We start from the raw sequence: 24,513 nt of genomic DNA, 5'->3' as shown, positions 1-24,513 counted from the left end.
AAATTAAGCCATTATTAACACTTCTACCTCGGAGGACAAATGAATAACGACAAGCAAGGTCACTTTTTTAATCATTACGATCTTTGGATTAACAATAACCTTCTTCGTCAAGGATTACAGCTTGTACTCGATTCATTATCACCAGGCTGTTTTCATGGAAAATATGTCTTTTTCACCAGCGATAACTATTATGCGGTGCTTAATCATCATTACGATCGCAAAAGAGTTCGTTTTGTCCTGCTCACCGACGGTAATGATTTGAACTTCCTGAGCGAAATACCAATGTACAGAATCCCAGCGCGCTCAACGCCCGCTGAGATAAAATCGTTTATTCTCCGCCCCACCTTGTTCGGTAAGAAGCCTGACCGGGAATCTGAAAGTATCGTTTTTACCAATCGCGAAAAAGAAGTGATTCGCCTGATGAACGATGGTGAAGCGATGGCAAATATAGGGAAGTCGCTGAATTTACATATTAAAACAATTTATCAAATTCGCCTGACCTTAATCAAAAAGCTCGGCTGCTCGGGTCGGACAGATTTTTTTAATATTAGCCGCAGCGAAACGTTTAAAGCCTGGACCCAGCTCAATTTCTGATAATTTACCTGCCAGCGCATGTTGCCATGCTTCAGGAAGACAAGCGGCGGAATAACATCTCTAAAAATGTTCCGCTGCTAACCCTCTAAGACGCTTACTCTCCGTGAAACTCAATGGTGAAGCCCTGGCTTTGCCAGTGGCTAAGTAATTCTGCCTGCAAGGGGGTCAGCGCGCGGCCGGTCCAGACAAAAATGTGCTGACCAGGAAACAGTTCCGGGCGAGGAGAATCCAGCGGCTCCGCCAGCACGTTGACGTGCCAGGCGCGCTGCGATAAACGCCACGCTTCCAGCCACAGACGGGTACGGTCTTCATTACCCCACCCCACCAACAGCGTCTCTTTCCCCACCTTTTTGCGCGATTCCGCAAGAATGGACGCTACGCAATCAATCAGGATACCGTCCAGCATACTGATAATCGCCATGGAGGTGTTCGGATCGAGATTGAGCTTACTGCGGACGGGGACAAAGAGCCGGTCAATCAGTTTATCTACGGGATATTCATGGCTGAGGGACATGATGCGGGTGCGTAATTTTGAGGGCTGGACACCTCGCAGAAGCGTCATCATCTCTTCCTGGAGCAGGACGGCAGCGTCTTGCGTTTCAGGCTGATGGCCTTCCAGAAGCGCCTTAACCTTGCCAACGGAGACCCCGCGATCGATCCAGCGTTTGATTTCCTCAATGCGCTGAACGTCCTCCTCGTCAAACTGGCGGTGTCCTCCCTCGCTTCTCTGCGGCTTTAGCAAACCATATCTTCGCTGCCATGCACGCAAAGTCACGGGGTTGATTCCGCAACGTTCGGCAACTTCACCGATGCTGTAATATGCCATTAGCGCCCTCTAACCTGATAATACTTTACCGACTAAATTAACGAATTTAGCCTGGTTGTACAATTAACTTTTCTTGTACAGCTAAAATAAACAGGTCGGGCGCCGATATACTGGGCAAAAAAACAGGGCTTATTTTACCGTTATACACCGCTTTTTAACCTACACGCTGCGCTGAGCCGGGGTCAAAATTTAAAGAAGCTCACACGCTACTTTTTTCTCTGGCCATGCTACCGGCGGAATGCCTCCCAGACACGGACTGGCAAATAAATTTCCCTGGAAATGCGTAATCCCCGCTGACTCCAGCCACATCCACTCCTCCGCCTGCTCAATACCCACCGCTGAAATGGCGATTTCCAGGGAATGACAGCATTTAATAATCGCCTGAACGATTGCCTGTTTTGGGCCGTGCTTATGAATATCTTTGACCAGCTGGCGATTAATCTTGATGCGGTCCGGCTGAAACTGAGCCAGCAGCAATAGCCCGGCAAACCCGGCGCCAAAATGATCGATAGCCACGCGAATTCCCGCAGACTTGAGCTTACGCACGGAATCGGTGAATTCATCAAGACGGGAAATGGCTTCGCTTTCGGTAAATTCCACAATAATTTGCTCAGGGATCAAACCGCTGGCTTCAATTTCCGCTAACAGAAATTCGACAGCGTTGGGAACATTCACCAGCGTCATGGGCAGCAGATTAATCGACAACGTGCGTCCACGGAGGTGCAAAAGTCCCGCCATGGCGAAGGCAATGCGCTTGCTGTGGAGATCCGTCCAGTAGATTTCCTCTCGCGAAAGTCCGTTAAAATAGACCGCTGGCGAATCACCGGAAGTCGTGCGCAGCAGCGCTTCGTAGGAGACGACCTCTTTGGCAAACGGATCGATGACCGGCTGAAAAGCAAAGCTGCATTCGGCCTCTTGCAGCGGAGTTTCAGGGTAGCAGGCAGCGTCTTCTATCACAAACTCCCAGCTTTCAGCCGCAGGAATTTCGTAATAGTTTTCCTTTTCCGTGGCTTCGACGAAGGTACGGAAAAAATGGAGCGCTCTGTCGTCATAGGTGAGCTGATATTTTGTGGTCCCTTTATCCAGCACAGCCTGCAGCACTTCATCGCGGTCAAACTCTCGTAAATCAAAGAGTTCCATGCCAATTTTACCAAAGCGCCGCATCGGTCCATGATCCCTGAGCAGCTCCACGAGGTTATGGTGCCGCGGGTCTGCGCAGATAAGACGGTAAATTTCCTCGACCTTCTCTTCAGGTCCTTCTAATAGCTGAAAAAAGTGGGTGCCGTTAAAAAGCAGAATACCCGACACGTTTTCCTGACTATTTTTGACATTTGCTTCAGCAACCATGCTTTCGAGCGATTTAATTGACACGTTGTCGCAGATATGGCTGCGATAAATAATGGTAGTGAGCATGAAGTTTCCGACAGAAGAGATGAAAGCTAATAAGATATTACAGTAGCAGGTCTACCCGCATAAGTCCTGTAAAAGCGCCCGAGTCATTAACAAATAAATCACATTAACACCCTCTTTTCGCTGGCGTTCTTGCCTTCCTGTATACCTGTACAATTCGTACATCTCCACTCGATGTTTACCTTAAGATTTGTACAATTTTAAAACCATATAAATCAATACGTTATAAAAAACATTAAGAAAATTAACATATTTTTTCCATTTCCTATGTACAAGTTGATAAACATTGTATAACTTTAATCGCAACTTCACTGATAATTGAACTTACAGGAGCACATATGCAGCAGAACGGTTACATTCCTGACACGGCTAACGCTATTGCCCACTACTTCAATAAAGCGTCGTTACCTTCGCAGCAGGAGACGTTAGGGCAGATTGTAATGGATATCCTGAATGAAGGACGCAACCTGAATCGCAAATCCCTGTGTACGAAACTGCTGGGTCGCCTTGAAGTGGCTTCAGAACCTGAAGAAGAAAACCATTATCAAACGTTGATTGGTCTCTTGTTTGAGCATCAGTGATAAAAGTGGCTTCAGCTATCTGGTGATTTAAGTCGTTACTGAATGAGGAAATATAAGGGATGGGCCAGTATCTGACACGGATTACCGGCTTGCTACTAAATTCCCAGTCAAGGAGATGACAATGATCAGAGATACCGTTATGAATCGCAATGATTATGATCCACTAACCGATTTATTGATTGGAGAGGCTGTCCTCTCTCTACTCAAAAATAAGGGGCCTATTAGTAAACAAGCACTGATCGGGAAACTCCAGGCCATGCAGGCTGGGGAACAGGATAAAAAACGGCGGAATGCACTTGGGCGTATTATCGATGAAATCAGTAATATGGTAGCTCGCCGTGGAAAAAACAATACCGTGGGTACTTCAGGCGCTAAGCATAATTGGGATGAGCCGAATTCGTTATTAGGCTCTCCTCAGCAGCCAGGTACGAATAAAATACACTGACCACTACTGGTCTAATGTTTAACTTACAAAGTAGAGAATATGATGAGACAGACTATGCATCAGCAACCGGATATTTACGCAGGCCTGAACGATACCGCACTCTCTGAATATTTCCGCAACGCAGGCGACAGACTGATCGATGAATCAGCGGTGATGTCGCTGGCTATCAGCAGCATCCTTGAGTCTGAGGGTCACCTCAGCAACAAGGCGATTATTTTGTGGTTAATTACGGCGCTGGAAACCACCAGAGATGTCGTAACTGCAGACGTTATCCGCAAAACCCTGGAAATCGTCGTCAGCTACACCATGGATGATATCTGATTTATTAACCGGCTGTAATTAAACAGGGAAGTCACATATCGCTAAGCGAATGGTTATATTATTACAGAAGCCGTGGATATACGTTAAATCCAGGCGCGGTATCTCTCTTTTTAAAACTCTGCCCCTGTTGTCAGATGAATAATCAGGACGGGGCAGGTTTTCCAAAAAGATAATCATTGTCTGCAATATAATCCGGCAATGAATGCCATTAATCCCCTGCAAAATATTTCCCGTATTGCTGAGCTAAAACATCGCAGCCAGGCGGCGAATTCCCTCGGTCAACACCGCTGGGGTATGGTTTGCAAAACCGAATAAAACGCCCTCGCGCGACATCGGCCGCTGACAATAGCGCTCAAACGTCTGCACGCCGAAACCTTGCTGGCGCGCCTTAGCGACGACCTCTTCTGCCTTTAAACCCGCTGATAGCCAGCAGACTATGTGAATACCCGAATCCGTTGGATGTACGACCATGCGCCCGGCAAAGTAGCGTGCAATAGCCGCCTCCAGCGCGCTTTTTCGCTCAAAACAGGCTTTGCGAATACGACGGACGTGGCTGGCATAGTGCCCCTCGCTGATGAAACGGGCCAGGACGGCCTGTTCGAGATACCCACTACAGAGATCGGTGTAATATTTCGTCATGGCAAACTGTTCACGCAAATGCTCGGGGACCACTAAAAAGCCCAGCCGGAACTCCGGATACATCATCTTAGAAAATGTGCCCGCGTAGATGACCCGCTGATGATTATCTAACCCCTGCAACGCCTGCAGAGAGCGGGCGGCATAGCGGAATTCGCTATTGTAATCGTCTTCAAATATCCACGCCCGATGGGCTTCCGCCCATTCCAGTAAGGCGAGCCTTCTGGGCAGGCTAAGCGTTCCACTGAGCGGGAACTGGTGCGACGGCGCGGTATAGACCAGCTTAGCTTGCGGGTAATGGCGAATGCCATCCTGAATATCCATGCCCTCCTCGTCAACCCGAACGGGCCGGACCACCGCTCCCCTGGCGGCGAATGCGCCGCGGGCGCCGTTGTATCCGGGATCGTCGAGCCAGACTTCATCGCCCTTTTCCAGTAAAGCCTGAGCGGTGATGGAAAGCGCTTGCTGAATACCGTTGACAATGATCACCCGATCTTCGTGGCAATTGACGCCGCGCGTCGCCTGAATATAGCGACTAATCGCCTGGCGTAGAGGTTGATATCCATAGGGCGTGGCGTGCGCTCCCAGCTCACGACGCGATTGCCGCCAGACGCGCCCCAGCAGCCGCCCCCATAAAGCATGAGGGAAGAGATCGGTACAGCCGATACCGACGGCAAAAACCTGACGCATTTCGCCGCTGTCCTCTCTTTCTGACCATGATGACACCAGAGCGGCGACATCAGGATTAAGCGGCCCTGCGGCGGCTATTGCCGTTTCGGGCGGCGTCGACGCGTCATACTCGCTTATGAGGTTATCCGGGATATGCTCGCAGACAAAGGTGCCAGCCCCCTTGCGCGTGACCAGGTACCCCTCATCCATCAGGCGGTCAAAACCGGCAATAACCGAGTTTCGCGAGATCGCCATCATCTCAGCCAGCGCCCGGCTGGAGGGGATTTTTGAACCCGCCGACAATCGGCCATCCAGAATCGCCTGACGCAGGGCGTGGTAGACCTGATCTTTAATCACGCCGCGGGCTAATAACAGTTCCTGAAACAGAGGGGCAATGGGTTTTGGCATGAGCGGCAGCGGGCATCGACGGCATAAAAGTGGATCCTATAAATATACAGAAAGTGTCACTTTTTAGGAACCAGAACAGCACCTACCATAGCGCCAGGTCAAATCACCCGGTTGATAAAAATAAGGAACAGCCATGAATAGCAACAAAACCGACGTTAACCTCGCGCAGGTAACCCTCCACCCCGCGGCTGAAAGCGACTTTGCCCAGTGGCTGCCGCTGTGGAAAAGCTACCAGACGTTTTATCGCGTCGACATCCCGGAAAGCATCACGCAGCTCACCTGGAAGCGCTTTTTTCATCCCACCGAGCCGATGTTCTGCGCAGTGGCAAAACAGGAAGGCAGGATAGTGGGTTTCGTACATTATCTCTTCCACCGCTCCACCTGGGCCGAAAGCGACTACTGCTATCTGGAGGACCTCTTCGTTGACCCGGCCGTTCGCGGTCAGCATATCGGCAAGCAGCTGATTGAGTATGTTCAGCTGCAGGCGCGCAAACGTCACGCAGCCAGCCTGTACTGGCACACGCATGAGACCAACCTTCGGGGCCAGCGTCTGTATAACTGGGTCGCGGAGAAAAGCGGCATGATTGAGTATCGTATGCGGGTGAAGTAGCCCCTGCGCAGGCGTAAAAAAACCTCGCCGCGGCGAGGTTTCGTCACTGACAGAGAACTTAGCGAGCGTTGACCACGACCCACATCGGGCCCTGGCCTACGGCATAGCGCCCTTTTTCCTGGAGCAGCCCCTGCTCGCCTTTGATTTCATACACCGCGATATGATGCGATTTCTGACCGGCGGCGATCAGATATTTGCCGCTATGATCGAGGTTAAAGCCGCGCGGCTGGGTCTCGGTATTCTGATAGCCTTCGATGGACAGCACGCTGCCGTCTTCCGAGACGCTGAAGATAGTGATAATGCTGGCGGTACGATCGCAGGCGTAGAGATGACGGCCATCCGGGGTCAGATGGATATCCGCCGCCCAGCGCACGCCGGCAAAATCAGGCGGCATCATGTCCAGCGTCTGCACGCATTCAATTTTTCCGTACGGATCTTTCAGCTCCCAGACGTCAACGGAGCTGTTCAGTTCGTTGACGCAGTAGCCGTATTGCTGATTCGGATGGAACACCATGTGACGCGGGCCCGCGCCTTCAACGGTGGTCACTTCAGCCGGCTCCTGCTCTGCGAGGAAACCGTCGTCGCTCAGGGTAAACAGGCAGATACGATCCTGCTTCAGCGCCGGTACCCACAGGGTGCGATTATCGGGAGAGATATTTGCCGAGTGGCAGCCTTCCAGACCTTCAACCACCGCCACCGCTTCTCGCGGCAGGCCGTCCACCAGCGGCGTAACGCTCACGCAGCCCGCGTTATAGGAAGCGCTGAACACAAAGCGCCCCTGACGATCGGTAGAAATATGCGTTGGGCTACCCGGCAGCGCGGCTTCGCCGGCGAAAGTCAGGGCGCCATTATCGGGCGCAATGCGGTAGGCCAGTACGCGAAACTCCGGACGCACGCCGACGTAGAGAAACTCTTTGTTCGGGCTCACCACCATCGGCTGCACCTGGCCCGGGGCATCAACAACCTGCACCAGGGTCAGTTTCCCCTCAAGATCCAGATCCCAGACGTGAATCTGCTGGCTTTCCGGGCTGGCGGTATAAACGGTTTGTTTCATGAATACTCCTTCCTCACTGCACGTGGAAATTTCATTTTTCAGACTAACGACACCCTGAAAAACACAATATGCATACACAACGCTCTTCAGGTTGCCTCCTGGCAGCCTGAAAGATCAAGTGTATCGGCTCTTTAGCGGTAGATGCTGAAAAGTTTGCCGGAATGGCACAGCGGTGTACCATCATAGCCTGCTAACTTTTCATCATTAACCGGAAACAACCCATGACCTCACGCGTGATTGCCCTCGATTTAGACGGCACGCTCTTAACCGGCAAAAAGACCATCCTCCCCGCCTCGCTCGATGCGCTGGCTCGCGCCAAAGACGCGGGATATCAGATCATCGTCGTCACCGGCCGACATCACGTCGCTATCCATCCTTTTTATCAGGCGCTGGCGCTGGATACACCTGCAATTTGCTGCAATGGCACTTATTTGTATGATTATCATGCAAAAAAGGTGCTTGAATCCGACCCGATGCCGGTAGATAAAGCCCTGAGCCTGACGGAAATGCTGAACGAGCATGATATTCACGGCCTGATGTACGTCGATGACGCCATGCTGTACGAGCAGCCGACCGGGCACGTTATCCGCACCGCCAGCTGGGCGCAATCGCTCCCCGTCGAGCAGCGTCCGGTATTCACTCAGGTCGATTCTCTGGCGCAGGCGGCCCGCAAAGTTAACGCCGTGTGGAAATTCGCCCTGACCGATGAAGATACCGCCAAACTGCAGCGCTTTGCCCAACACGTTGGCCAGACGCTGGGTCTGGAGTGCGAATGGTCGTGGCACGATCAGGTGGATATTGCCCGGGAAGGCAACAGCAAAGGTAAACGCCTGGCGCAGTGGGTCGCGTCGCAGGGCCTGTCGATGCAGGATGTTATCGCCTTCGGCGACAACTATAACGACCTCAGCATGCTGGAAGCCGCCGGTACCGGCGTGGCGATGGGCAACGCGGTGGAAGAGGTCAAAGCGCGCGCCAACGTGGTGATCGGTGAAAACGAAACCACCAGCATCGCCGACTACATCTATCGCCACCTGCTGTAATCAGGCGGCTATCGACACGCTTTTTATCTGCGCATACAGCCGCTGGCCCGGGGTCACCCCCAGCTCATCGCGAGCCCAGGGGCTGATGCGCGCCCACAGGGTACGGCCGCTTATCTCCAGCCTGACCTCAACCTGCCCATGACTTTCAATACACTGCATGACCTGCGCGGGTAAAATATTGCGGATGCTGGTTTGCTGAGCGGGCTGCAGTACCAGAGAAACGTCCGAGGCCTGAATGCGGATCCGCGCGCTTTCGCCCTGCGGCCTGTCAAGACGGTTAACCCATATCTGCCGATCCCCCAGCGCCAGCGCGGTCATGGCATACTGCGGATGCTGAGCGGCAACGGTCACGTTCAGGATCGTGCTTTGCTGCTCCTGGGGAAGCCAGGGGTGCATCACGCTGCTGCTCCACACCTCTTCCAGACAGCCAAAGGCTTTCACTTTCCCCTCTTCCAGCACCAGCACGTTATCCGCCAGATGCTGGATTTCATCCAGAGAGTGGCTGACGTACAGCATCGGGATCTTGATTTCGCGCGCCAGACGCTGCAGATAGGGCAACAGCTCGCGCTTGCGCGGAATATCCAGCGATGCCAGCGGCTCATCCAGCAGCAGCAGCTCCGGCGCGGTAAGCAGCGCCCGGCCAATCGCCACCCGCTGTTTCTCCCCACCGGAGAGGCCGCCCGGCAGGCGGTCAAGCAGCGGCGCAATGCCGAGCAGCGCCACCAGCTTGTCAAACTGCGCCGCCATAGACTTCGCCATGCCATATTGCAGATTGCCGCGCACTTTATAGTGCGGAAACAGGCGCGCGTCCTGAAAAACGTAGCCAATGCGGCGCTTTTCCGGCGCCAGGCAGATACCTTTATCAACGTCGTTCAGCACTCTGCCGTTGAGGACGATGCGCCCCTGCTGCGGGCGCGTCAGGCCGCTAATGGCGTTAATCAGCGAGGTTTTACCCGCGCCGGAGACGCCGAACACCGCCGTAATGCCGCTGGCGGGAAGCGTCTCGCAAATTTGCAGACAGTGGGTACCCAGCGTCTGGGTAAAATCGAGCTCAAGCATGTTTATTTCCCCATCCGCTGACGGCTGAGGCGGGCCAGCCATTCGGAAATCAGCAGCGATACCAGCGCCAGCGCAATCGAAATCAAGCATAAACGCGCGGCCGCGCCTTCTCCCCCGGGGGTCTGGATCAGGGTATACATGGCCGAAGGGATGGTGCGCGTTTCGCCGGGAATATTGGAAACAAACGTGATGGTGGCGCCGAACTCGCCCAGCGAGCGGGCGAAAGCCAGCACGGTGCCAACGATAATGCCGGGTAGCGTCAACGGTAACGTAATAGTGAAAAACACCCGCCAGCGGCCAGCGCCGAGGGTACGCGCCGCCTGCTCGAGCTTGATGTCCACCCCTTCCAGCGCGAGGCGAATAGCCCGCACCATCAGCGGAAAGGACATCACCGCCGCCGCCAGTACCGCGCCGCGCCAGCTAAACGCAAAGCTCAGACCAAACCAGTCATACAGCCAGCTGCCGATAAAACCGCGTCGCCCCATCGCGATCAGCAAGAGATACCCTACCACCACCGGTGGCAATACCAGCGGCAGGTGGAGAATGCTATCGAGCAGCGCTTTACCGGGAAAATCTCGTCGCACCAGCAGCCAGGAGAAAAAGATGCCAAAAGGCAAGCTCAGTACCACCGCCAGGGAGGAGACTTTCAGGCTCAGCAGTACCGCCTGCCATTCAGGATCGCTTAAGAACATTAGTGGGTAGTAAATCCGTAACGTGTAAAGATGGCGGACGCTTCCGGCCCTTTTAAATAGTCATAAAACGCGCTGACCGTGGCATTTTTATGGCCGTCGACGATTGCCAGCGGATATTCCACTTTCTTATGCGAATCTTCCGGGAAGGTACCGACAACTTTTACCCCCTTGCTGGCGACCGCATCGGAGCCGTAAACGATCCCCAGCGGCGCTTCGCTGCGTTCAACCAGGGCCAGCGCGCCGCGCACGTCTTCTGCCGGCGCCAGCTTCGGCGACAGGGTTTCCCAGGCTCCCAGCTTTTGCAGCGCCTCTTTCGCATAGATGCCAGCAGGCACGTGTTCCGGGTCACCTACGGCCAGGCGGCCGCCTTTCAGCAGGCTGGTCCAGTCGGTTTTATCACTGATGTTTATCTCGCCCTGCGCGCTGGCTTTTGGCGCCACGACAACCAGGCTGTTACCGAGAAGGGTCGCGCGCGAGGCGGTATCAATGCTCTTTTTCTCGACCGCGTAATCCATCCATTTTTGATCGGCGGAGATAAACAGATCCGCCGGCGCCCCCGCTTCAATCTGCCGTGCCAGGGTCGATGAAGAGGCAAATGAAGAAACCACCTCCACGCCCTTCTCTTTTTTATACTCTTTGGCGATATCCTGCATGGCGTTGGTGAGCGATGCCGCGGCAAAAACCGTCACTTTGCCCTCTTCCGCCAGCGCGTGGCCCGCAACGGAGAGCGTTAATGTTGCTCCGGCAAAAAAGCGTAACCATTGACCTGTCATCTGAATCTCCCGTCGGTTCGTTATGTAATAGACAATATAACGATAGCGCCAGGTTTTTCCCAGCGAAAATTAGGGGTAATCAGCGTTCGAAAAATGGAGGGGGGGAAGAAATAAGGACGCCCGGCAGAACCGGGCGCGGGGGAAATCAGTGATTTTGCGGTCTGCTGTCTTTATGACCGGCTCCGGAGAAGAGGTTAAACACTTCGCCCAGCCCGTAAATCAGGCCCAGAATGACCGCCATCACCACAGGGACCATGACTACGGCAAAAACCAGACTTTTCAATAGCTCTAACATGGTTGGCTCCAGAAAGTACGAATAGTTTATTGTAACCAATTCAGCCGGAAAAACACGCCCCATTTGTGCGGTGCCCCGCAGGCCACCGTGAGAGATGCATCTTGCAAGATGACCGCTATCGGTCACAATATCCTTTTTCATCAGGATATGATTATGCAGGCTGAAATTCTTCTTACCCTCAAATTACAGCAGCGCCTGTTCGCCGATCCTCGCCGTATCGCCCTGCTGAAACAGATTGAACAGACCGGCTCGATTAGCCAGGGGGCAAAAAACGCGGGCATTAGCTATAAAAGCGCCTGGGATGCGATTAATGAAATGAATCAGCTCAGCGAGCAGACCCTGGTTGACCGGGCGACCGGTGGCAAAGGCGGCGGCGGCGCGGTCCTCACCCGCTACGGGCAGCGGCTGATTCAGCTCTACGACCTGCTGGCGCAGATTCAGCAGAAAGCATTCGATGTCCTGAGCGATGATGACGCCCTTCCCCTCGACAGCCTGCTGGCTGCCATTTCGCGATTCTCTCTGCAGACCAGCGCGCGCAACCAGTGGTTTGGCACCATTACCGGCCGCGACCATCAGCAGGTCCAGCAGCACGTTGACGTTCTGCTGGCCGACGGCCAAACCCGCTTTAAGGTCGCGATTACCGCCCAAAGCGCCGATCGTCTGGGCCTTGAGGAAGGCCAGGAGGTACTGGTGCTGCTGAAAGCGCCGTGGGTTGGCATTACTCAGGATGCCGCACAGGCGGAACGGGCCGACAACCAGCTGGCCGGACGTATCAACCACATCGAACGCGGGCCGGAACAGTGTGAAGTGCTGATGGCGCTCCCGGATGGGCAGAGCCTTTGCGCCACCCTGCCGGTGGAACAGACGCGCGATCTGGCGGAAGGGGCGGAGGTGATAGCATATTTTAATGCCGATCGCATCATTCTTGCCACGTTGTGCTAACGGCATTGACATTGCGCTCGCGAAGACGTATCCCTGAAACAAATCGCTGCAAAAAGTGGGATACACAATGTCATTGTTGCAAATTTCGCAAGGCACGTTTCGTCTTAGCGATACAAAAACGTTAAATATTGAACACCTCCGCGTGCAGGCTGGCGAGAGCTGGGCTTTCGTCGGCAGCAACGGCAGCGGGAAATCGGCGCTTGCGCGGGCGCTCTCCGGCGAGCTGACCCTGCTAAGCGGGCAGCGTGAGTGCACCTTCTCGCGCATCACCCGTCTCTCTTTTGAGCAGCTGCAAAAGCTGGTCAGCGATGAGTGGCAGCGCAATAACACCGATTTGCTCAGCCCGGGAGAAGAAGACACCGGCCGCACGACGGCGGAAATTATCCAGGATGAGTTTAAAGACCCCTCCCGCTGCGCTCGCCTTGCTGAACAGTTTGCAATTAGCCACCTGCTCGAACGCCGTTTTAAATATCTCTCTACCGGCGAAACGCGCAAGACCCTGCTGTGCCAGGCGCTGATGGGCGATCCCGACCTGCTTATTCTTGATGAGCCGTTCGACGGTCTTGATGTCGCCTCGCGCCAGCAGCTCGCCGGGATGTTGGCCGCGCTGAACGGCGAAGGTATCACCCTGGTGCTGGTCCTCAATCGTTTTGACGAGATCCCGGCGTTCGTTCAGTATGCCGGGGTACTGGCGGACTGCGTGCTGAGCGAAACCGGCGAAAAGCAGGCCCTGCTGCAGCAGGCGCTTATTGCCCAGCTCGCGCACAGCGAAAAGCTTGACGGCATGACGCTGCCGGAGCCGGACGCACCGGCAGCGCGTCTTGCGCTGGACGCCGAAGCGCCGCTCATCGTGCTGAACGACGGCGTGGTTTCGTACAACGATCGTCCGATCATTAACCGCCTGAGCTGGACGGTGAACCCTGGCGAACACTGGCAGATAGTCGGCCCCAACGGCGCCGGTAAATCCACGCTGCTCAGCCTGATCGCCGGCGACCATCCTCAGGGATACAGCAACGACCTGACCCTGTTTGGCCGCCGCCGCGGCAGCGGTGAAACCATCTGGGATATCAAAAAGCATATTGGCTACGTCAGCAGCAGCCTGCACCTTGAATACCGCGTCAGCACCAACGTGCGTAACGTGATTCTCTCCGGCTACTTCGACTCAATCGGCATCTATCAGGCCGTATCTGACAAGCAGCATAAGCTGGTGCAGAACTGGCTGGATATTCTGGGTATCGACAAACGCACCGCCGATGCGCCGTTCCATAGCCTCTCCTGGGGGCAGCAGCGGCTGGCGCTGATCGTCCGCGCCCTGGTCAAACATCCCACTCTGCTGATCCTTGACGAACCGCTGCAGGGGCTGGACCCGCTCAACCGCCAGCTGGTGCGCCGCTTCGTTGATGTGCTGATTGGCGAAGGGGCGACGCAGCTGCTGTTTGTCTCTCATCACGCCGAAGACGCCCCGGACTGTATCACCCACCGACTGGCCTTTGTGAGTAGTGGAGACGGTTACACTTGCCAGCTGGATCCGCTGTAAAATTAAGCCTGTACAGGGGTCTGCTGATCCCTGTTTTTTTCAGAATAATAGCTACCAGACATAACATCACCCTGTTTTTAAAACAAAAAAACTCAAATGGGCTGTTTAAAAATTTTAGTGTAAACGATTCCACCAATTTGGCCTGTGTCACACTTTTGGCTTCTTTGGTATGCTATCTTCTTCTCACACGATAAGCCTATTGGAGCGAATCATGAAAGTACTGGTTACAGGTGGTAGCGGTTACATTGGAAGTCACACCTGCGTTCAACTGCTACTGCAGGGACACGAAGTGATTATTCTCGACAATCTCTGCAACAGTAAGCGCAGCGTATTGCCAATCATTGAACGTCTCGGCGGGAAAAGCGCCACCTTTGTCGAAGGCGACATTCGTAACGAAGCGCTGATGACGGAAATTCTCCACGATCACGCCATTGAAGCGGTGATCCATTTCGCCGGCCTGAAAGCCGTCGGAGAATCCGTCGCTAAGCCGCTGGAGTACTACGACAACAACGTAACCGGCACACTGAAACTCGTTTCCGCCATGCGCGCCGCGGGCGTGAAAAACTTTATTTTCAGCTCCTCCGCGACCGTCTACGGCGACCAGCCCAAAATCCCTTACGTCGAAAGCTTCCCGACCGGTACACCTCAGAGCCCTTACGGTAAAAGCAAGCTGATGGTTGAGCAGATCCTGACCGACCTGCAAAAAGCACAGCCGGACTGGAGCATCGCGCTGCTGCGCTACTTCAACCCGGTCGGCGCGCATCCGTCGGGCGATATGGGGGAAGATCCGCAGGGTATTCCGAACAACCTGATGCCGTATATCGCGCAGGTCGCGGTTGGCCGCCGTGAATCGCTGGCGGTATTCGGCAACGACTACCCAACCGAAGATGGCACCGGCGTACGCGACTACATTCACGTGATGGACCTGGCAGACGGCCACGTCGCGGCGATGGAAAAACTGGCCGATAAAGCCGGCGTGCATATCTACAACCTTGGCGCAGGCGTCGGCAGCAGCGTGCTCGACGTGGTCAACGCATTTAGCAAAGCCTGCGGCAAACCGATTAACTACCACTTCGCACCGCGCCGCGAAGGCGACCTCCCGGCCTACTGGGCGGACGCTGAAAAGGCCGATCGCGAGCTGAACTGGCGCGTGACGCGCAACCTTGACGAAATGGCGCAGGACACCTGGCACTGGCAGTCCCGTCATCCGCAGGGTTATCCCGACTAAGGAACCTTCATGAGCGTATTTAACCCCGTCGACCATCCACATCGTCGTTATAACCCGTTAACCGGGCAGTGGATTCTGGTTTCTCCGCATCGCGCCAAGCGCCCCTGGCAGGGGGCGCAGGAAACGCCGGCAAAACAGACCTTGCCCGCGCACGACCCGGACTGTTTCCTGTGCCCGGGTAATACCCGCGTCACCGGCGACAAAAACCCGAACTACACCGGTACGTTTGTTTTTACCAATGACTTTGCGGCTTTGATGACCGATACCCCTGACGCCCCGGAAAGCGACGACCCGCTTATGCGCTGTCAGAGCGCCCGCGGTACCAGCCGGGTCATCTGCTTCTCGCCAGACCACAGCAAAACGCTGCCGGAACTGAGCGTGGAGGCGCTGGAAGGCGTGGTTAAAACGTGGCAGGAGCAGACCGCCGACCTCGGAAAAACCTACCCGTGGGTGCAGGTCTTTGAAAATAAAGGCGCGGCAATGGGCTGCTCCAACCCACATCCGCATGGCCAGGTGTGGGCAAACAGCTTTCTGCCTAACGAGGCGGAACGCGAAGATCGTCTGCAAAAAGCGTACTTCACCGGGCACGGCGCGCCGATGCTGGTGGATTACGCGCAGCGAGAATTAGCCGACGGTAGCCGCACCGTCGTCGAGACCGAACACTGGCTCGCGGTGGTCCCTTACTGGGCAGCGTGGCCCTTCGAGACGCTGCTGTTGCCGAAAGCGCACGTACAGCGCCTGACTGATTTAACCGATGACCAGCGCAGCGACCTCGCGCTGGCGCTGAAAAAGCTGACCAGCCGTTACGACAACCTGTTCCAGTGCTCATTCCCCTACTCTATGGGCTGGCACGGCGCGCCATTTAACGATGAAGAGAATAATCACTGGCAGCTGCACGCGCATTTTTATCCGCCGCTGCTGCGCTCCGCGACGGTGCGTAAATTTATGGTCGGCTATGAAATGCTGGCTGAAACCCAGCGTGACCTGACGGCCGAGCAGGCCGCCGAACGTCTGCGCGCTGTGAGCGACGTCCATTTTCGCGAATCCGGAGTATAACCATGAGTCTGAAAGAGAAAACCCAAGCCCTGTTTGCTGAGAAATTTGGCTATCCGGCCAGCCATGTTATCCAGGCCCCTGGCCGCGTTAACCTGATCGGCGAGCATACCGACTATAACGATGGGTTCGTGCTGCCCTGCGCCATTGATTACCAGACGGTCATCGCCTGTGCGCCGCGCGACGATCGTACCGTGCGGGTGATTGCCGCCGATTACGACAATCAGACCGATGAATTCTCTCTCGACTCGCCGATTATCAGCCACGATGCCCAGCAGTGGTCAAACTATGTCCGCGGCGTGGTGAAGCATCTCCAGCAGCGGAATAACGCTTTCGGCGGCGCGGATCTGGTCATCAGCGGCAACGTGCCGCAGGGCGCGGGGTTAAGCTCTTCGGCTTCGCTGGAAGTCGCCGTCGGCACCGTGTTCCAGCAGCTGTACCATCTGCCGCTCGACGGCGCGCAAATCGCGCTGAACGGCCAGGAAGCGGAAAACCAGTTCGTCGGCTGCAACTGCGGCATTATGGACCAGCTGATCTCCGCGCTCGGTAAAAAAGATCACGCGCTGCTGATCGACTGCCGCTCCTTGGGGACCAAAGCGGTCTCGATGCCGAAAGGCGTCGCGGTGGTGATTATTAACAGTAACTTTAAACGCACTCTGGTCGGCAGCGAATACAACACTCGCCGCGAACAGTGTGAAACCGGCGCGCGTTTCTTCCAGCAGCCGGCCCTGCGCGACGTCACGTTGCAAGAGTTCAACGCCGTCGCCCACGAGCTTGACCCGGTGGTCGCCAAACGCGTTCGCCACGTGCTGACTGAAAACGCCCGTACCGTAGAAGCCGCTGCGGCGCTGGAAAAAGGCGACCTGCTGCGGATGGGCGAGCTGATGGCGGAATCCCACGCCTCCATGCGCGATGATTTTGAAATCACCGTCCCGCAGATTGATACCCTGGTGGACATCGTCAAGGCGACCATCGGCGATAAAGGCGGCGTTCGCATGACCGGCGGCGGTTTCGGCGGCTGTATCGTCGCCCTGGTGCCGGAAGATCTGGTCGAGACCGTACAGCATGCCGTTGCCAAAGAGTATGAAGCGAAAACCGGTATCAAAGAGACCTTTTACGTCTGCAAACCGTCGCAGGGAGCTGGACAATGCTAAACCCAACAACGGAGCTGGCGCCGGACGGCCAGCCGTGGAATCTCCACACCCTGCGTAACGACGCAGGCATGACGGTCACCGTAATGGACTGGGGCGCGACGCTGCTCTCCGCGCGCGTGACGCTGGCCGACGGCAGCGTACGCGAAGCGCTGCTCGGCTGCGCGACCCCTGGCGACTATACGCGCCAGGCCGCCTATCTCGGCGCTTCCGTAGGCCGTTACGCGAACCGTATCGCCAACAGCCGCTTTTCCCTTGATGGCCGTAGCGTTAATCTGACGCCCTCCAACGAGGCCGGCCATCAGCTGCACGGCGGTCCTGAAGGTTTTGATAAGCGCCGCTGGCAGATTGTCAGCGCCGACGATCGTCACGCGCTGTTTTCACTCTCCTCCCACGATGGCGATCAGGGGTTCCCCGGCAATCTGACGGCTACGGCGCACTACCGCCTGACCGACGATAATCGTATCGCCATCGAGTATCGCGCCACCGTTGATCAGCCCTGCCCGGTAAACCTGACCAACCACGTCTATTTCAATCTTGATGGCGTGCAGAGCGACGTGCGTAGCCATAAGCTGCAAATCTTTGCCGATGCGTATCTGCCCGTTGAGAGCGACGGTATTCCGGGAGGCGATTTGCAAAACGTCACCCTGACCAGCTTCGATTTCCGCACGCCGAAGATGCTGGCGGACGATTTCCTGCGCGATGAAGACCAGCAAAAGGTTAAAGGTTACGACCACGCCTTTCTGCTCCAGGCGCTGGGCGATGCCAAAAGCCCGGCGGCTCACGTCTGGTCGCAGGACGAAAAGCTGCAGATGACGGTCTATACCTCCGCTCCGGCGCTGCAGTTCTACTCCGGCAACTATTTGGCCGGCACGCCGTCGCGCACGGCGCAGCCTTACGCTGACTGGCAAGGTCTGGCTCTGGAGAGCGAGTTCCTGCCGGATTCACCGAACCATCCGGAATGGCCGCAGCCGGACTGCGTACTGCGCCCCGGCGAAGAGTACGTCAGCCTGACGGAATATCAATTTATTGCGAAATAATACCCAGCCCTCCTGATGGAGGGCTTTTTTATCCTTTCGCTGAAAAATACGCCACTTACAGACAAAAATATAACCTCTGTTTTACAAGCACCTTACACTGAGCGACTATTTTCGCTATGGTTAGGGATAAGCATTGCCGTGAGGTAAGTCGCGGCAATATAATGAGAATAGTTATCAATCAATAAATATACACACTACAGATTTCGGGTCGCATCAAGGCGGCGCGAAAGATGACGTGTATTGAGGAGTAAGTGTATGGCTGTAACTAAGCTGGTACTCGTTCGTCACGGCGAAAGCCAATGGAACAACGAAAACCGTTTCACCGGTTGGTATGACGTTGACCTGTCTGAAAAAGGCGTGGGTGAAGCAAAAGCGGCCGGTAAGCTGCTGAAAGAAGAAGGCTTCAGCTTCGACTTTGCTTATACCTCTGTGCTGAAACGTGCCATCCACACCCTGTGGAACGTGCTGGACGAACTGGATCAGGCCTGGCTGCCGGTAGAAAAGTCCTGGAAACTGAACGAGCGTCACTACGGTGCGCTGCAGGGCCTCAACAAAGCGGAAACCGCTGAAAAATACGGTGACGAGCAGGTTAAACAGTGGCGTCGCGGCTTTGCGGTAACGCCGCCAGAGCTGACCAAAGACGACGAGCGCTACCCGGGTCACGATCCGCGCTATGCAAAACTGACCGACGCTGAGCTGCCTACCACCGAGAGCCTGGCGCTGACCATCGACCGCGTCGTACCGTACTGGAATGAAACCATTCTGCCGCGTCTGAAAAGCGGTGAGCGCGTGATTATCGCCGCTCACGGTAACTCCCTGCGCGCGCTGGTGAAATACCTCGACAACATGGGCGAAGCAGAGATCCTCGAACTGAACATCCCCACCGGCGTACCGCTGGTGTATGAGTTCGACGAGAACTTCAAGCCTATTAAACATTACTATCTGGGTAACGCCGACGAGATCGCCGCGAAAGCCGCTGCCGTAGCGAACCAGGGTAAAGCGAAGTAATTTTCGCGGGATGTAAAAAAAGCGTGGAACCCTCCACGCTTTTTTATTTTGAGACTCGCCGTAAAACCTAACCGCGGCGCGCTTTTACCGCATTCGCCAGCTGGCGAAGCAGCGTATCGGTATCTTCCCACCCGATACAGGCATCAGTAATGCTTTTACCGTAGGCCAGCGGCTCACCGCTGTCGAGGCTCTGATTGCCTTCCACCAGATGGCTTTCGATCATCACTCCCATAATCGCCCGCTCGCCGCCGGCAACCTGCTGGCATACGTCTGTGCCGACATCCATCTGCTTTTTAAACTGTTTGCTGGAGTTGGCATGGCTGAAATCGATCATGATCTGAGCGGGCAGGCCTGCTTTCGCCAGACCCACCTTCACTTCTGCCACGTGCTGCGCGCTGTAGTTCGGCTCTTTACCGCCGCGCAGGATAATATGGCAATCGCTATTGCCGCTGGTGTTCACAATCGCCGAATGTCCCCATTTGGTCACCGACAGGAAACAGTGCGGCGCGCCGGCGGCATTGATGGCGTCGATAGCGACTTTAATGGTGCCATCTGTGCCGTTTTTAAAGCCTACCGGGCAGGAGAGGCCGGAAGAGAGTTCGCGGTGCACCTGTGACTCGGTGGTACGCGCGCCAATCGCGCCCCAGCTCATCAGGTCGGCAAGATACTGCGGGGTGATCATATCGAGGAACTCCCCGGCCGCTGGCAGTCCGCTGTCGTTAATATCAAGCAGCAGCTTGCGTGCAATCCGCAGACCATCGTTGATGCGGAAGCTGTTATCCATATGCGGATCGTTGATCAGCCCTTTCCAGCCCACGGTGGTGCGCGGTTTTTCAAAATACACGCGCATCACGATTTCCAGCTCGCCTTTAAGTTCTTCGCGAAGCGCGAGCAGACGCTCGGCATACTCTTTTGCCGCCGCCGGATCGTGAATGGAGCATGGACCGATCACAACCAGCAGCCGATCGTCATGACCTTTCAGGATCTGGTGGATCGCTTTGCGCGCATGCACAACGGTGTTGGCGGCGTTTTCGGTAGCGGGGAATTTTTCCAGGAGCGCAACGGGAGGTAATAATTCGTTGATCTCTTTAATGCGTAAATCGTCGTTCTGATAATTCATCTTATTTCCAGCGTTGCCATACTTATCTAGTTAAATGCAATCCCTCCAATCTATCTCTTCACTCAAAAAGTGTAAACGTGATTTTACAGTAGCGGCAGAATATTCCTGGAAATAGGCTAAAAAACGCCATAAAGTCGCGGAATAGTGGCCACAAGCTATAATTTTTAACTGTTAGAACTTAATTTTCTTTAGCATTCAGCATTATATATTAATGCCGCTCGCTAACAGCGAAGCTTTAACCACAACGAGTAGAACCTCCGGCAATGCACTGTTGGAAGAGGTAATTCGGTAAATCGATATAACAGGAGCATCCAATGAAAATGAACAAGCTAACCAGTCTTCTCCTCGCAGCAACCCTGGGCCTGGCCAGCGGCGCGGCGCTGGCCGCCGATACCGGCGCGCAGTCGAACAACGGGCAGGCCAATTCGGCAGCCGACGCGGGTCAGGTTGCCCCCGACGCGCGTGAAAACGTGGCGCCAAACAACGTGGACAACGGTAAAATTAACGCCGGTTCCACCGATACCGGCGGCACCATGCTCCACCCCAACGGCTCCACCATGAACCACGACGGGATGTCGAGCGATGAAGTCCACAAGAACTCAATGTGCAAAGATGGCCGCTGCCCGGATACCGATAAAAAGGTCGGCCAGGACGAGGCGACGAAAACCGACGGTACCACCCAATAATCTGCGCGGTATCCGCCCGGAAGGAGAGCTAAGGCTCTCCTTTTTTCATTTTTTCACCCCAAGAGGTGAATCATGTCATAAAGTAATCATCAAAATAATAATGTAGGGATGGCACCATGGGGCAATCACACTCGCATAATTCTCCGCAATCCACCGAAGATAATAATGCCCGTCGGCTGCTGCTGGCGTTCTGCGTCACGGCCGGATTCATGTTGGTTGAGGTTGCAGGCGGACTCATTTCAGGTTCGCTGGCGCTGCTGGCCGATGCCGGGCATATGCTGACGGACGCCGCAGCGCTGCTGTTCGCCTTTCTGGCCGTGCGTTTCGCCAGTCGCCCGCCTAATGCTCAACACACCTTTGGCTGGCTGCGGCTGACCACGCTGGCGGCCTTTCTCAATGCTATCGCCTTAGTGGTCATTACGATATTAATCGTCTGGGAGGCCATTCAGCGTTTTCATCATCCGCAACCGGTAGCCGGTAAAACCATGATGATCATCGCCGTTGCCGGCCTGCTGGCCAATATTCTGGCCTTCTGGATCCTCCATCGCGGCAGTGAAGAGCGTAACCTCAACGTGCGGGCCGCCGCTCTGCATGTGCTGGGGGATCTACTCGGTTCGGTTGGGGCCATTATTGCCGCAATCGTGATCATCACCACCGGCTGGACGCCTATCGATCCTATTCTGTCCGTGCTGGTATCGTGCCTGGTTCTGCGCAGCGCATGGCGTTTGCTGCAGGAGAGCGTTAATGAGCTGCTGGAGGGCGCGCCGCGTTCGCTTGACGTCGACGCCTTAAAGCGCGATTTGCGCCGCTCGATACCTGAAGTTCGCGACGTACACCACGTTCATGCGTGGCTGGTTGGAGAAAAAACGGTGATGACGCTGCACGTGCAGGTGGTACCGCCGCACGATCACGACGGCCTGCTTGAACGAATCCAGGGCTTCTTACAGCATAAGTATGAAATTGAACACATTACGGTTCAGATGGAGTATCAGCCCTGCAGCGGCCCGGAGTGCCGTCTGAACATGACGCACGCCGGGCATGGACATCATCATCACCATTAGCGGGAAAACGCGTGAGAGCCGCGCTCACGCGCGCTGTTAATCCACATACGGCTGCCGTTGAGGGCGATGAAGGTCAGCAGCAGATATTCGAGCGACATCGCATAAACGCCCTGCAGGGCGAAAATAACCACGCTGATGACGTTGATAATCACCCACAGCAGCCAGTTTTCGACGTATTTGCGCGTCATCAGGATCATCGCCGCAACCGAGAGAACCATCATGCAGGAGTCCCAGAACGGGAACGCGTCTGGCTGCAGCGCCGGCATAGCAACCTGCAGGCCCAGGGTGTGCATCAGCGCGACGGCAATCCTGGTCAGAAACGCAAAAACCGGATCGATAAATACCGTCATCAGGCCAATCGCCACCACGCAGGCCGCCAGCCAGCCTAACGCTTTCGGCAGCGGCAGCCAGCGGATTTGCAGTTCCGCCTGGTTATCGCTGGTTTGTCGTGACCAGGCGTACCAGCCGTAGACGTTGGCCGCGAAGAAAAAGATCTGCAGCAGAAGGCTGGCGTAGAGCTGGATCTGAAAGAAGATAATGGCAAACAGCGTGACGTTGATCAGCCCAAAGACATAGTTGGCAATCTTCTCCAGGCTCGCCAGCCAGATGCACAGCAATCCTGCGACGGTGCCTACCGCTTCAATCCACGACAGGTCATATCCTCCGGCGCCAATGGGTATATGCACTAATATGTTCTGCGTACTAAAAAAATCCATCTTATCCCCAGAGCGTTCTGTGACGCAGTAATGAGCTATCCCCGAAGTGTAGCCGCAAAATCGAGCATTCTGTTTAGCGGAACCAGCGCCCCGGTTCGCAGCTGTTCATCAACGTGAATTTCATGTTCAACGCCTCCCTTTTCCAGCCCTTCCGCAATCGCCTGCAGGCCGTTCATCGCCATCCACGGACAGTGGGCGCAGCTGCGACAGGTTGCCCCTTCGCCTGCCGTAGGCGCTTCCAGCAGCTCTTTTTCCGGTACCGCCTGCTGCATTTTGTAGAAAATGCCGCGGTCGGTGGCGACGATGAGCTGCTTGTGCGGCAGCGTTTTAGCGGCATTGATCAACTGGCTGGTTGACCCCACCGCGTCAGCCATATCGACAATCGCCTGCGGTGATTCCGGGTGAACCAGCACCGCGGCCTGCGGATAAAGCGCCCGCATTCTCGCCAGCGCTTGAGTTTTGAATTCATCATGAACGATGCAGGCGCCCTGCCAGCACAGTACGTCGGCGCCGGTCTGTTTCTGCACATAGCTACCTAAATGGCGGTCCGGCGCCCAGATGATTTTTTCACCCATGCTATCAAGATGCTCAATGAGTTCCACGGCGATGCTCGACGTCACAACCCAGTCGGCGCGCGCCTTTACCGCCGCTGAAGTGTTGGCGTAGACCACGACCGTACGATCCGGATGCGCATCGCAGAAAGCGCTAAACTCCTCGATCGGGCAGCCCAGATCGAGCGAGCACTCCGCGTGGAGCGTGGGCATCAGGATGGTTTTTTCCGGGCTGAGGATTTTCGCCGTTTCTCCCATAAAGCGCACGCCGGCAACCAACAGCGTCGAGGCAGAATGTCGGGCGCCGAAGCGCGCCATCTCCAGAGAATCGGAGATACAGCCGCCGGTCTCTTCGGCCAGCTGCTGAATTTCAGGGTCGGTATAGTAATGGGCCACCATCACCGCATCGCGCTCGCGCAGCAGGCGTTTAATTTTTTCGCGATAAAAGTGCTTCTCATCGCGGTTTAACGGCATGGGCTTCGGAGGAAAAGGATAAATCGCCGCTTCCGGGTCAAACATTACGCTCATCTTGCAGTCTCGTTTCACTGGCTTAACTTTCAGACCGTAATAATGCCTGAAGAAAGGTATTAACCGGTCGTGGTGTTTTATATGCTAAACAAGATAGCCGATTGTGCAGAAAATGTCGTGAGGAATTTTTCCCACAGGGAGCATTTCCCGGAGGCGATGCTGCGCATCTGTCCAGGCTGCCAAACCTGCAGAACGCACGAATCTGTAGCCCGGGCAAGGCGCGTCAAGCGCCGCCCCCGGGACGAAGCCACGCAAAGGCATCAGGCCCGGCACATTTCCCGGAGGCGATGCTACGCATCTGTCCGGGCTGCTAAACCTGCAAAACGCACGAATCTGTAGCCCGGGCAAGGCGCGTCAAGCGCCGCCCCCGGGACGAAGCCACGCAAAGGCATCAGGCCCGGCACATTTCCCGGAGGCGATGCTACGCATCTGTCCGGGCTTGTATGATTACTCCGTCAGAAAGAACCGGCCAGTTCTCT

At 55.3% G+C, this 24,513-nt stretch carries 26 protein-coding genes and 1 pseudogene; 16 read left to right on the top strand and 11 right to left on the bottom strand.

Features of this window, described 5'->3' with window-relative positions; all coding sequences use genetic code 11:
• Positions 1-39: 39 nt before the first annotated feature.
• Positions 40-594 carry a LuxR C-terminal-related transcriptional regulator gene (locus ABLU88_RS19570; RefSeq protein WP_004849021.1) on the top strand — a complete coding sequence of 185 codons (555 nt, stop codon included), beginning with the start codon at positions 40-42 and terminating at the stop codon, positions 592-594.
• Between the two features lie 94 nt (positions 595-688).
• Here the strand turns inward: ABLU88_RS19570 and ABLU88_RS19565 are convergent, their stop codons facing one another.
• Complete coding sequence (locus tag ABLU88_RS19565; RefSeq protein WP_014228475.1) at positions 689-1,420, bottom strand: MerR family transcriptional regulator; 732 nt, start codon at positions 1,418-1,420, stop codon at positions 689-691.
• A gap of 189 nt (positions 1,421-1,609) precedes the next feature.
• Positions 1,610-2,833: a diguanylate phosphodiesterase gene (locus ABLU88_RS19560; protein WP_348837666.1), complete on the bottom strand. Its 1,224-nt coding sequence runs from the start codon at positions 2,831-2,833 to the stop codon at positions 1,610-1,612.
• Positions 2,834-3,168: 335 nt separating this feature from the next.
• On the opposite strand from ABLU88_RS19560, the gene ycgZ reads away from it, so the two are divergent.
• The 3 genes from ycgZ to ABLU88_RS19545 all read left to right on the top strand — a co-directional run bounded on the left by ycgZ (position 3,169) and on the right by ABLU88_RS19545 (position 4,177).
• Complete coding sequence (gene ycgZ, locus ABLU88_RS19555; protein WP_004849015.1) at positions 3,169-3,411, top strand: regulatory protein YcgZ; 243 nt, start codon at positions 3,169-3,171, stop codon at positions 3,409-3,411.
• Positions 3,412-3,532: 121 nt separating this feature from the next.
• Complete coding sequence (locus ABLU88_RS19550) at positions 3,533-3,856, top strand: hypothetical protein (RefSeq protein WP_025108124.1); 324 nt, start codon at positions 3,533-3,535, stop codon at positions 3,854-3,856.
• A 54-nt stretch (positions 3,857-3,910) separates the two neighbouring features.
• Entirely contained in the window at positions 3,911-4,177 is a 267-nt protein-coding gene (locus ABLU88_RS19545; protein ID WP_348837663.1) for a biofilm development regulator YmgB/AriR family protein, read from the top strand.
• A 243-nt stretch (positions 4,178-4,420) separates the two neighbouring features.
• On the opposite strand, the gene ABLU88_RS19540 is transcribed toward ABLU88_RS19545, so the two are convergent.
• Entirely contained in the window at positions 4,421-5,890 is a 1,470-nt protein-coding gene (locus ABLU88_RS19540) for a PLP-dependent aminotransferase family protein (protein WP_049069251.1), read from the bottom strand.
• Between the two features lie 133 nt (positions 5,891-6,023).
• Here ABLU88_RS19540 and ABLU88_RS19535 point away from each other — a divergent pair, with 133 nt between their 5' ends.
• The gene (locus tag ABLU88_RS19535) at positions 6,024-6,500 is read left to right on the top strand and encodes a GNAT family N-acetyltransferase (RefSeq protein ID WP_038424232.1); all 477 of its coding nucleotides are present in this window, start codon (positions 6,024-6,026) and stop codon (positions 6,498-6,500) included.
• A 58-nt stretch (positions 6,501-6,558) separates the two neighbouring features.
• Here ABLU88_RS19535 and pgl read toward each other — a convergent pair whose 3' ends face one another.
• The gene (pgl, locus tag ABLU88_RS19530; RefSeq protein ID WP_014228470.1) at positions 6,559-7,554 is read right to left on the bottom strand and encodes a 6-phosphogluconolactonase; all 996 of its coding nucleotides are present in this window, start codon (positions 7,552-7,554) and stop codon (positions 6,559-6,561) included.
• 221 nt (positions 7,555-7,775) lie between these two features.
• On the opposite strand from pgl, the gene ABLU88_RS19525 reads away from it, so the two are divergent.
• Positions 7,776-8,594, top strand: coding sequence for a pyridoxal phosphatase (locus tag ABLU88_RS19525; protein WP_025108127.1), 819 nt, complete (start codon positions 7,776-7,778; stop codon positions 8,592-8,594).
• Here the strand turns inward: ABLU88_RS19525 and modC are convergent, their stop codons facing one another.
• The 4 genes from modC to ABLU88_RS19505 all read right to left on the bottom strand — a co-directional run bounded on the left by modC (position 8,595) and on the right by ABLU88_RS19505 (position 11,413).
• Positions 8,595-9,653: a molybdenum ABC transporter ATP-binding protein ModC gene (gene modC, locus ABLU88_RS19520; protein ID WP_014228468.1), complete on the bottom strand. Its 1,059-nt coding sequence runs from the start codon at positions 9,651-9,653 to the stop codon at positions 8,595-8,597.
• 2 nt (positions 9,654-9,655) lie between these two features.
• Positions 9,656-10,345, bottom strand: coding sequence for a molybdate ABC transporter permease subunit (gene modB / locus ABLU88_RS19515; RefSeq protein ID WP_004848997.1), 690 nt, complete (start codon positions 10,343-10,345; stop codon positions 9,656-9,658).
• Positions 10,345-11,118 carry a molybdate ABC transporter substrate-binding protein gene (modA, locus tag ABLU88_RS19510; RefSeq protein ID WP_025108128.1) on the bottom strand — a complete coding sequence of 258 codons (774 nt, stop codon included), beginning with the start codon at positions 11,116-11,118 and terminating at the stop codon, positions 10,345-10,347. The genes modB and modA overlap by 1 nt, the downstream gene beginning before the upstream one ends.
• A 145-nt stretch (positions 11,119-11,263) precedes the next feature.
• On the bottom strand, positions 11,264-11,413 hold the full coding sequence (locus tag ABLU88_RS19505; protein ID WP_004848993.1) for an AcrZ family multidrug efflux pump-associated protein: 150 nt from the start codon (positions 11,411-11,413) through the stop codon (positions 11,264-11,266).
• Positions 11,414-11,566: 153 nt separating this feature from the next.
• Between ABLU88_RS19505 and modE the strand changes: the two genes are divergently transcribed.
• From modE to gpmA, 7 genes are all read left to right on the top strand, one after another.
• Positions 11,567-12,355, top strand: coding sequence for a molybdenum-dependent transcriptional regulator (gene modE, locus ABLU88_RS19500; protein ID WP_004848991.1), 789 nt, complete (start codon positions 11,567-11,569; stop codon positions 12,353-12,355).
• Between the two features lie 67 nt (positions 12,356-12,422).
• A complete protein-coding gene (gene modF, locus ABLU88_RS19495) occupies positions 12,423-13,892 on the top strand; it encodes a molybdate ABC transporter ATP-binding protein ModF (RefSeq protein WP_348837657.1) in 1,470 nt (489 codons plus the stop codon).
• A gap of 211 nt (positions 13,893-14,103) precedes the next feature.
• The gene (galE, locus tag ABLU88_RS19490; protein ID WP_004130603.1) at positions 14,104-15,120 is read left to right on the top strand and encodes a UDP-glucose 4-epimerase GalE; all 1,017 of its coding nucleotides are present in this window, start codon (positions 14,104-14,106) and stop codon (positions 15,118-15,120) included.
• Between the two features lie 9 nt (positions 15,121-15,129).
• A complete protein-coding gene (galT, locus tag ABLU88_RS19485; protein ID WP_049079124.1) occupies positions 15,130-16,176 on the top strand; it encodes a galactose-1-phosphate uridylyltransferase in 1,047 nt (348 codons plus the stop codon).
• Positions 16,177-16,178: 2 nt separating this feature from the next.
• Positions 16,179-17,327: a galactokinase gene (gene galK, locus ABLU88_RS19480; RefSeq protein ID WP_201162099.1), complete on the top strand. Its 1,149-nt coding sequence runs from the start codon at positions 16,179-16,181 to the stop codon at positions 17,325-17,327.
• Positions 17,321-18,364: a galactose-1-epimerase gene (gene galM / locus ABLU88_RS19475; protein ID WP_103814146.1), complete on the top strand. Its 1,044-nt coding sequence runs from the start codon at positions 17,321-17,323 to the stop codon at positions 18,362-18,364. The genes galK and galM overlap by 7 nt, the downstream gene beginning before the upstream one ends.
• A gap of 255 nt (positions 18,365-18,619) precedes the next feature.
• Positions 18,620-19,372, top strand: coding sequence for a 2,3-diphosphoglycerate-dependent phosphoglycerate mutase (gene gpmA / locus ABLU88_RS19470; protein ID WP_004100351.1), 753 nt, complete (start codon positions 18,620-18,622; stop codon positions 19,370-19,372).
• 67 nt (positions 19,373-19,439) lie between these two features.
• On the opposite strand, the gene aroG is transcribed toward gpmA, so the two are convergent.
• On the bottom strand, positions 19,440-20,492 hold the full coding sequence (aroG, locus tag ABLU88_RS19465) for a 3-deoxy-7-phosphoheptulonate synthase AroG (RefSeq protein ID WP_348837652.1): 1,053 nt from the start codon (positions 20,490-20,492) through the stop codon (positions 19,440-19,442).
• Positions 20,493-20,806: 314 nt separating this feature from the next.
• Between aroG and ABLU88_RS19460 the strand changes: the two genes are divergently transcribed.
• Positions 20,807-21,178, top strand: coding sequence for a YbgS-like family protein (locus tag ABLU88_RS19460; protein WP_025108131.1), 372 nt, complete (start codon positions 20,807-20,809; stop codon positions 21,176-21,178).
• 116 nt (positions 21,179-21,294) lie between these two features.
• A complete protein-coding gene (gene zitB, locus ABLU88_RS19455; RefSeq protein ID WP_014228460.1) occupies positions 21,295-22,239 on the top strand; it encodes a CDF family zinc transporter ZitB in 945 nt (314 codons plus the stop codon).
• Here zitB and pnuC read toward each other — a convergent pair.
• The gene (gene pnuC, locus ABLU88_RS19450) at positions 22,236-22,955 is read right to left on the bottom strand and encodes a nicotinamide riboside transporter PnuC (RefSeq protein WP_049082690.1); all 720 of its coding nucleotides are present in this window, start codon (positions 22,953-22,955) and stop codon (positions 22,236-22,238) included. The genes zitB and pnuC overlap by 4 nt on opposite strands.
• A 35-nt stretch (positions 22,956-22,990) precedes the next feature.
• Positions 22,991-24,034, bottom strand: coding sequence for a quinolinate synthase NadA (gene nadA / locus ABLU88_RS19445; protein ID WP_004848967.1), 1,044 nt, complete (start codon positions 24,032-24,034; stop codon positions 22,991-22,993).
• An 81-nt stretch (positions 24,035-24,115) separates the two neighbouring features.
• On the opposite strand from nadA, the pseudogene ABLU88_RS19440 reads away from it, so the two are divergent.
• Positions 24,116-24,208 (top strand): annotated as a pseudogene (locus ABLU88_RS19440) (hypothetical protein); the annotation flags it as partial.
• Positions 24,209-24,513: the final 305 nt, after the last annotated feature.

Source organism: Klebsiella sp. GW_Kp182 (assembly GCF_040062275.1).
GTDB classification, from domain to species: domain Bacteria; phylum Pseudomonadota; class Gammaproteobacteria; order Enterobacterales; family Enterobacteriaceae; genus Klebsiella; species Klebsiella michiganensis.
Note: the sequence above shows the minus strand (reverse complement) of the source record. Positions and strands in the feature narration are given on the sequence as shown.

Bases quoted from the DNA above. Each gene is read 5' to 3' on its own strand.
- ABLU88_RS19570 (WP_004849021.1), top strand. From the start codon at position 40: ATGAATAACGACAAGCAAGGTCACTTTTTTAATCATTACGATCTTTGG.
- ABLU88_RS19565 (WP_014228475.1), bottom strand. From the start codon at position 1,420: ATGGCATATTACAGCATCGGTGAAGTTGCCGAACGTTGCGGAATCAAC.
- ABLU88_RS19560 (WP_348837666.1), bottom strand. From the start codon at position 2,833: ATGCTCACTACCATTATTTATCGCAGCCATATCTGCGACAACGTGTCA.
- ycgZ (WP_004849015.1), top strand. From the start codon at position 3,169: ATGCAGCAGAACGGTTACATTCCTGACACGGCTAACGCTATTGCCCAC.
- ABLU88_RS19550 (WP_025108124.1), top strand. From the start codon at position 3,533: ATGATCAGAGATACCGTTATGAATCGCAATGATTATGATCCACTAACC.
- ABLU88_RS19545 (WP_348837663.1), top strand. From the start codon at position 3,911: ATGCATCAGCAACCGGATATTTACGCAGGCCTGAACGATACCGCACTC.
- ABLU88_RS19540 (WP_049069251.1), bottom strand. From the start codon at position 5,890: ATGCCAAAACCCATTGCCCCTCTGTTTCAGGAACTGTTATTAGCCCGC.
- ABLU88_RS19535 (WP_038424232.1), top strand. From the start codon at position 6,024: ATGAATAGCAACAAAACCGACGTTAACCTCGCGCAGGTAACCCTCCAC.
- pgl (WP_014228470.1), bottom strand. From the start codon at position 7,554: ATGAAACAAACCGTTTATACCGCCAGCCCGGAAAGCCAGCAGATTCAC.
- ABLU88_RS19525 (WP_025108127.1), top strand. From the start codon at position 7,776: ATGACCTCACGCGTGATTGCCCTCGATTTAGACGGCACGCTCTTAACC.
- modC (WP_014228468.1), bottom strand. From the start codon at position 9,653: ATGCTTGAGCTCGATTTTACCCAGACGCTGGGTACCCACTGTCTGCAA.
- modB (WP_004848997.1), bottom strand. From the start codon at position 10,345: ATGTTCTTAAGCGATCCTGAATGGCAGGCGGTACTGCTGAGCCTGAAA.
- modA (WP_025108128.1), bottom strand. From the start codon at position 11,118: ATGACAGGTCAATGGTTACGCTTTTTTGCCGGAGCAACATTAACGCTC.
- ABLU88_RS19505 (WP_004848993.1), bottom strand. From the start codon at position 11,413: ATGTTAGAGCTATTGAAAAGTCTGGTTTTTGCCGTAGTCATGGTCCCT.
- modE (WP_004848991.1), top strand. From the start codon at position 11,567: ATGCAGGCTGAAATTCTTCTTACCCTCAAATTACAGCAGCGCCTGTTC.
- modF (WP_348837657.1), top strand. From the start codon at position 12,423: ATGTCATTGTTGCAAATTTCGCAAGGCACGTTTCGTCTTAGCGATACA.
- galE (WP_004130603.1), top strand. From the start codon at position 14,104: ATGAAAGTACTGGTTACAGGTGGTAGCGGTTACATTGGAAGTCACACC.
- galT (WP_049079124.1), top strand. From the start codon at position 15,130: ATGAGCGTATTTAACCCCGTCGACCATCCACATCGTCGTTATAACCCG.
- galK (WP_201162099.1), top strand. From the start codon at position 16,179: ATGAGTCTGAAAGAGAAAACCCAAGCCCTGTTTGCTGAGAAATTTGGC.
- galM (WP_103814146.1), top strand. From the start codon at position 17,321: ATGCTAAACCCAACAACGGAGCTGGCGCCGGACGGCCAGCCGTGGAAT.
- gpmA (WP_004100351.1), top strand. From the start codon at position 18,620: ATGGCTGTAACTAAGCTGGTACTCGTTCGTCACGGCGAAAGCCAATGG.
- aroG (WP_348837652.1), bottom strand. From the start codon at position 20,492: ATGAATTATCAGAACGACGATTTACGCATTAAAGAGATCAACGAATTA.
- ABLU88_RS19460 (WP_025108131.1), top strand. From the start codon at position 20,807: ATGAAAATGAACAAGCTAACCAGTCTTCTCCTCGCAGCAACCCTGGGC.
- zitB (WP_014228460.1), top strand. From the start codon at position 21,295: ATGGGGCAATCACACTCGCATAATTCTCCGCAATCCACCGAAGATAAT.
- pnuC (WP_049082690.1), bottom strand. From the start codon at position 22,955: ATGGATTTTTTTAGTACGCAGAACATATTAGTGCATATACCCATTGGC.
- nadA (WP_004848967.1), bottom strand. From the start codon at position 24,034: ATGAGCGTAATGTTTGACCCGGAAGCGGCGATTTATCCTTTTCCTCCG.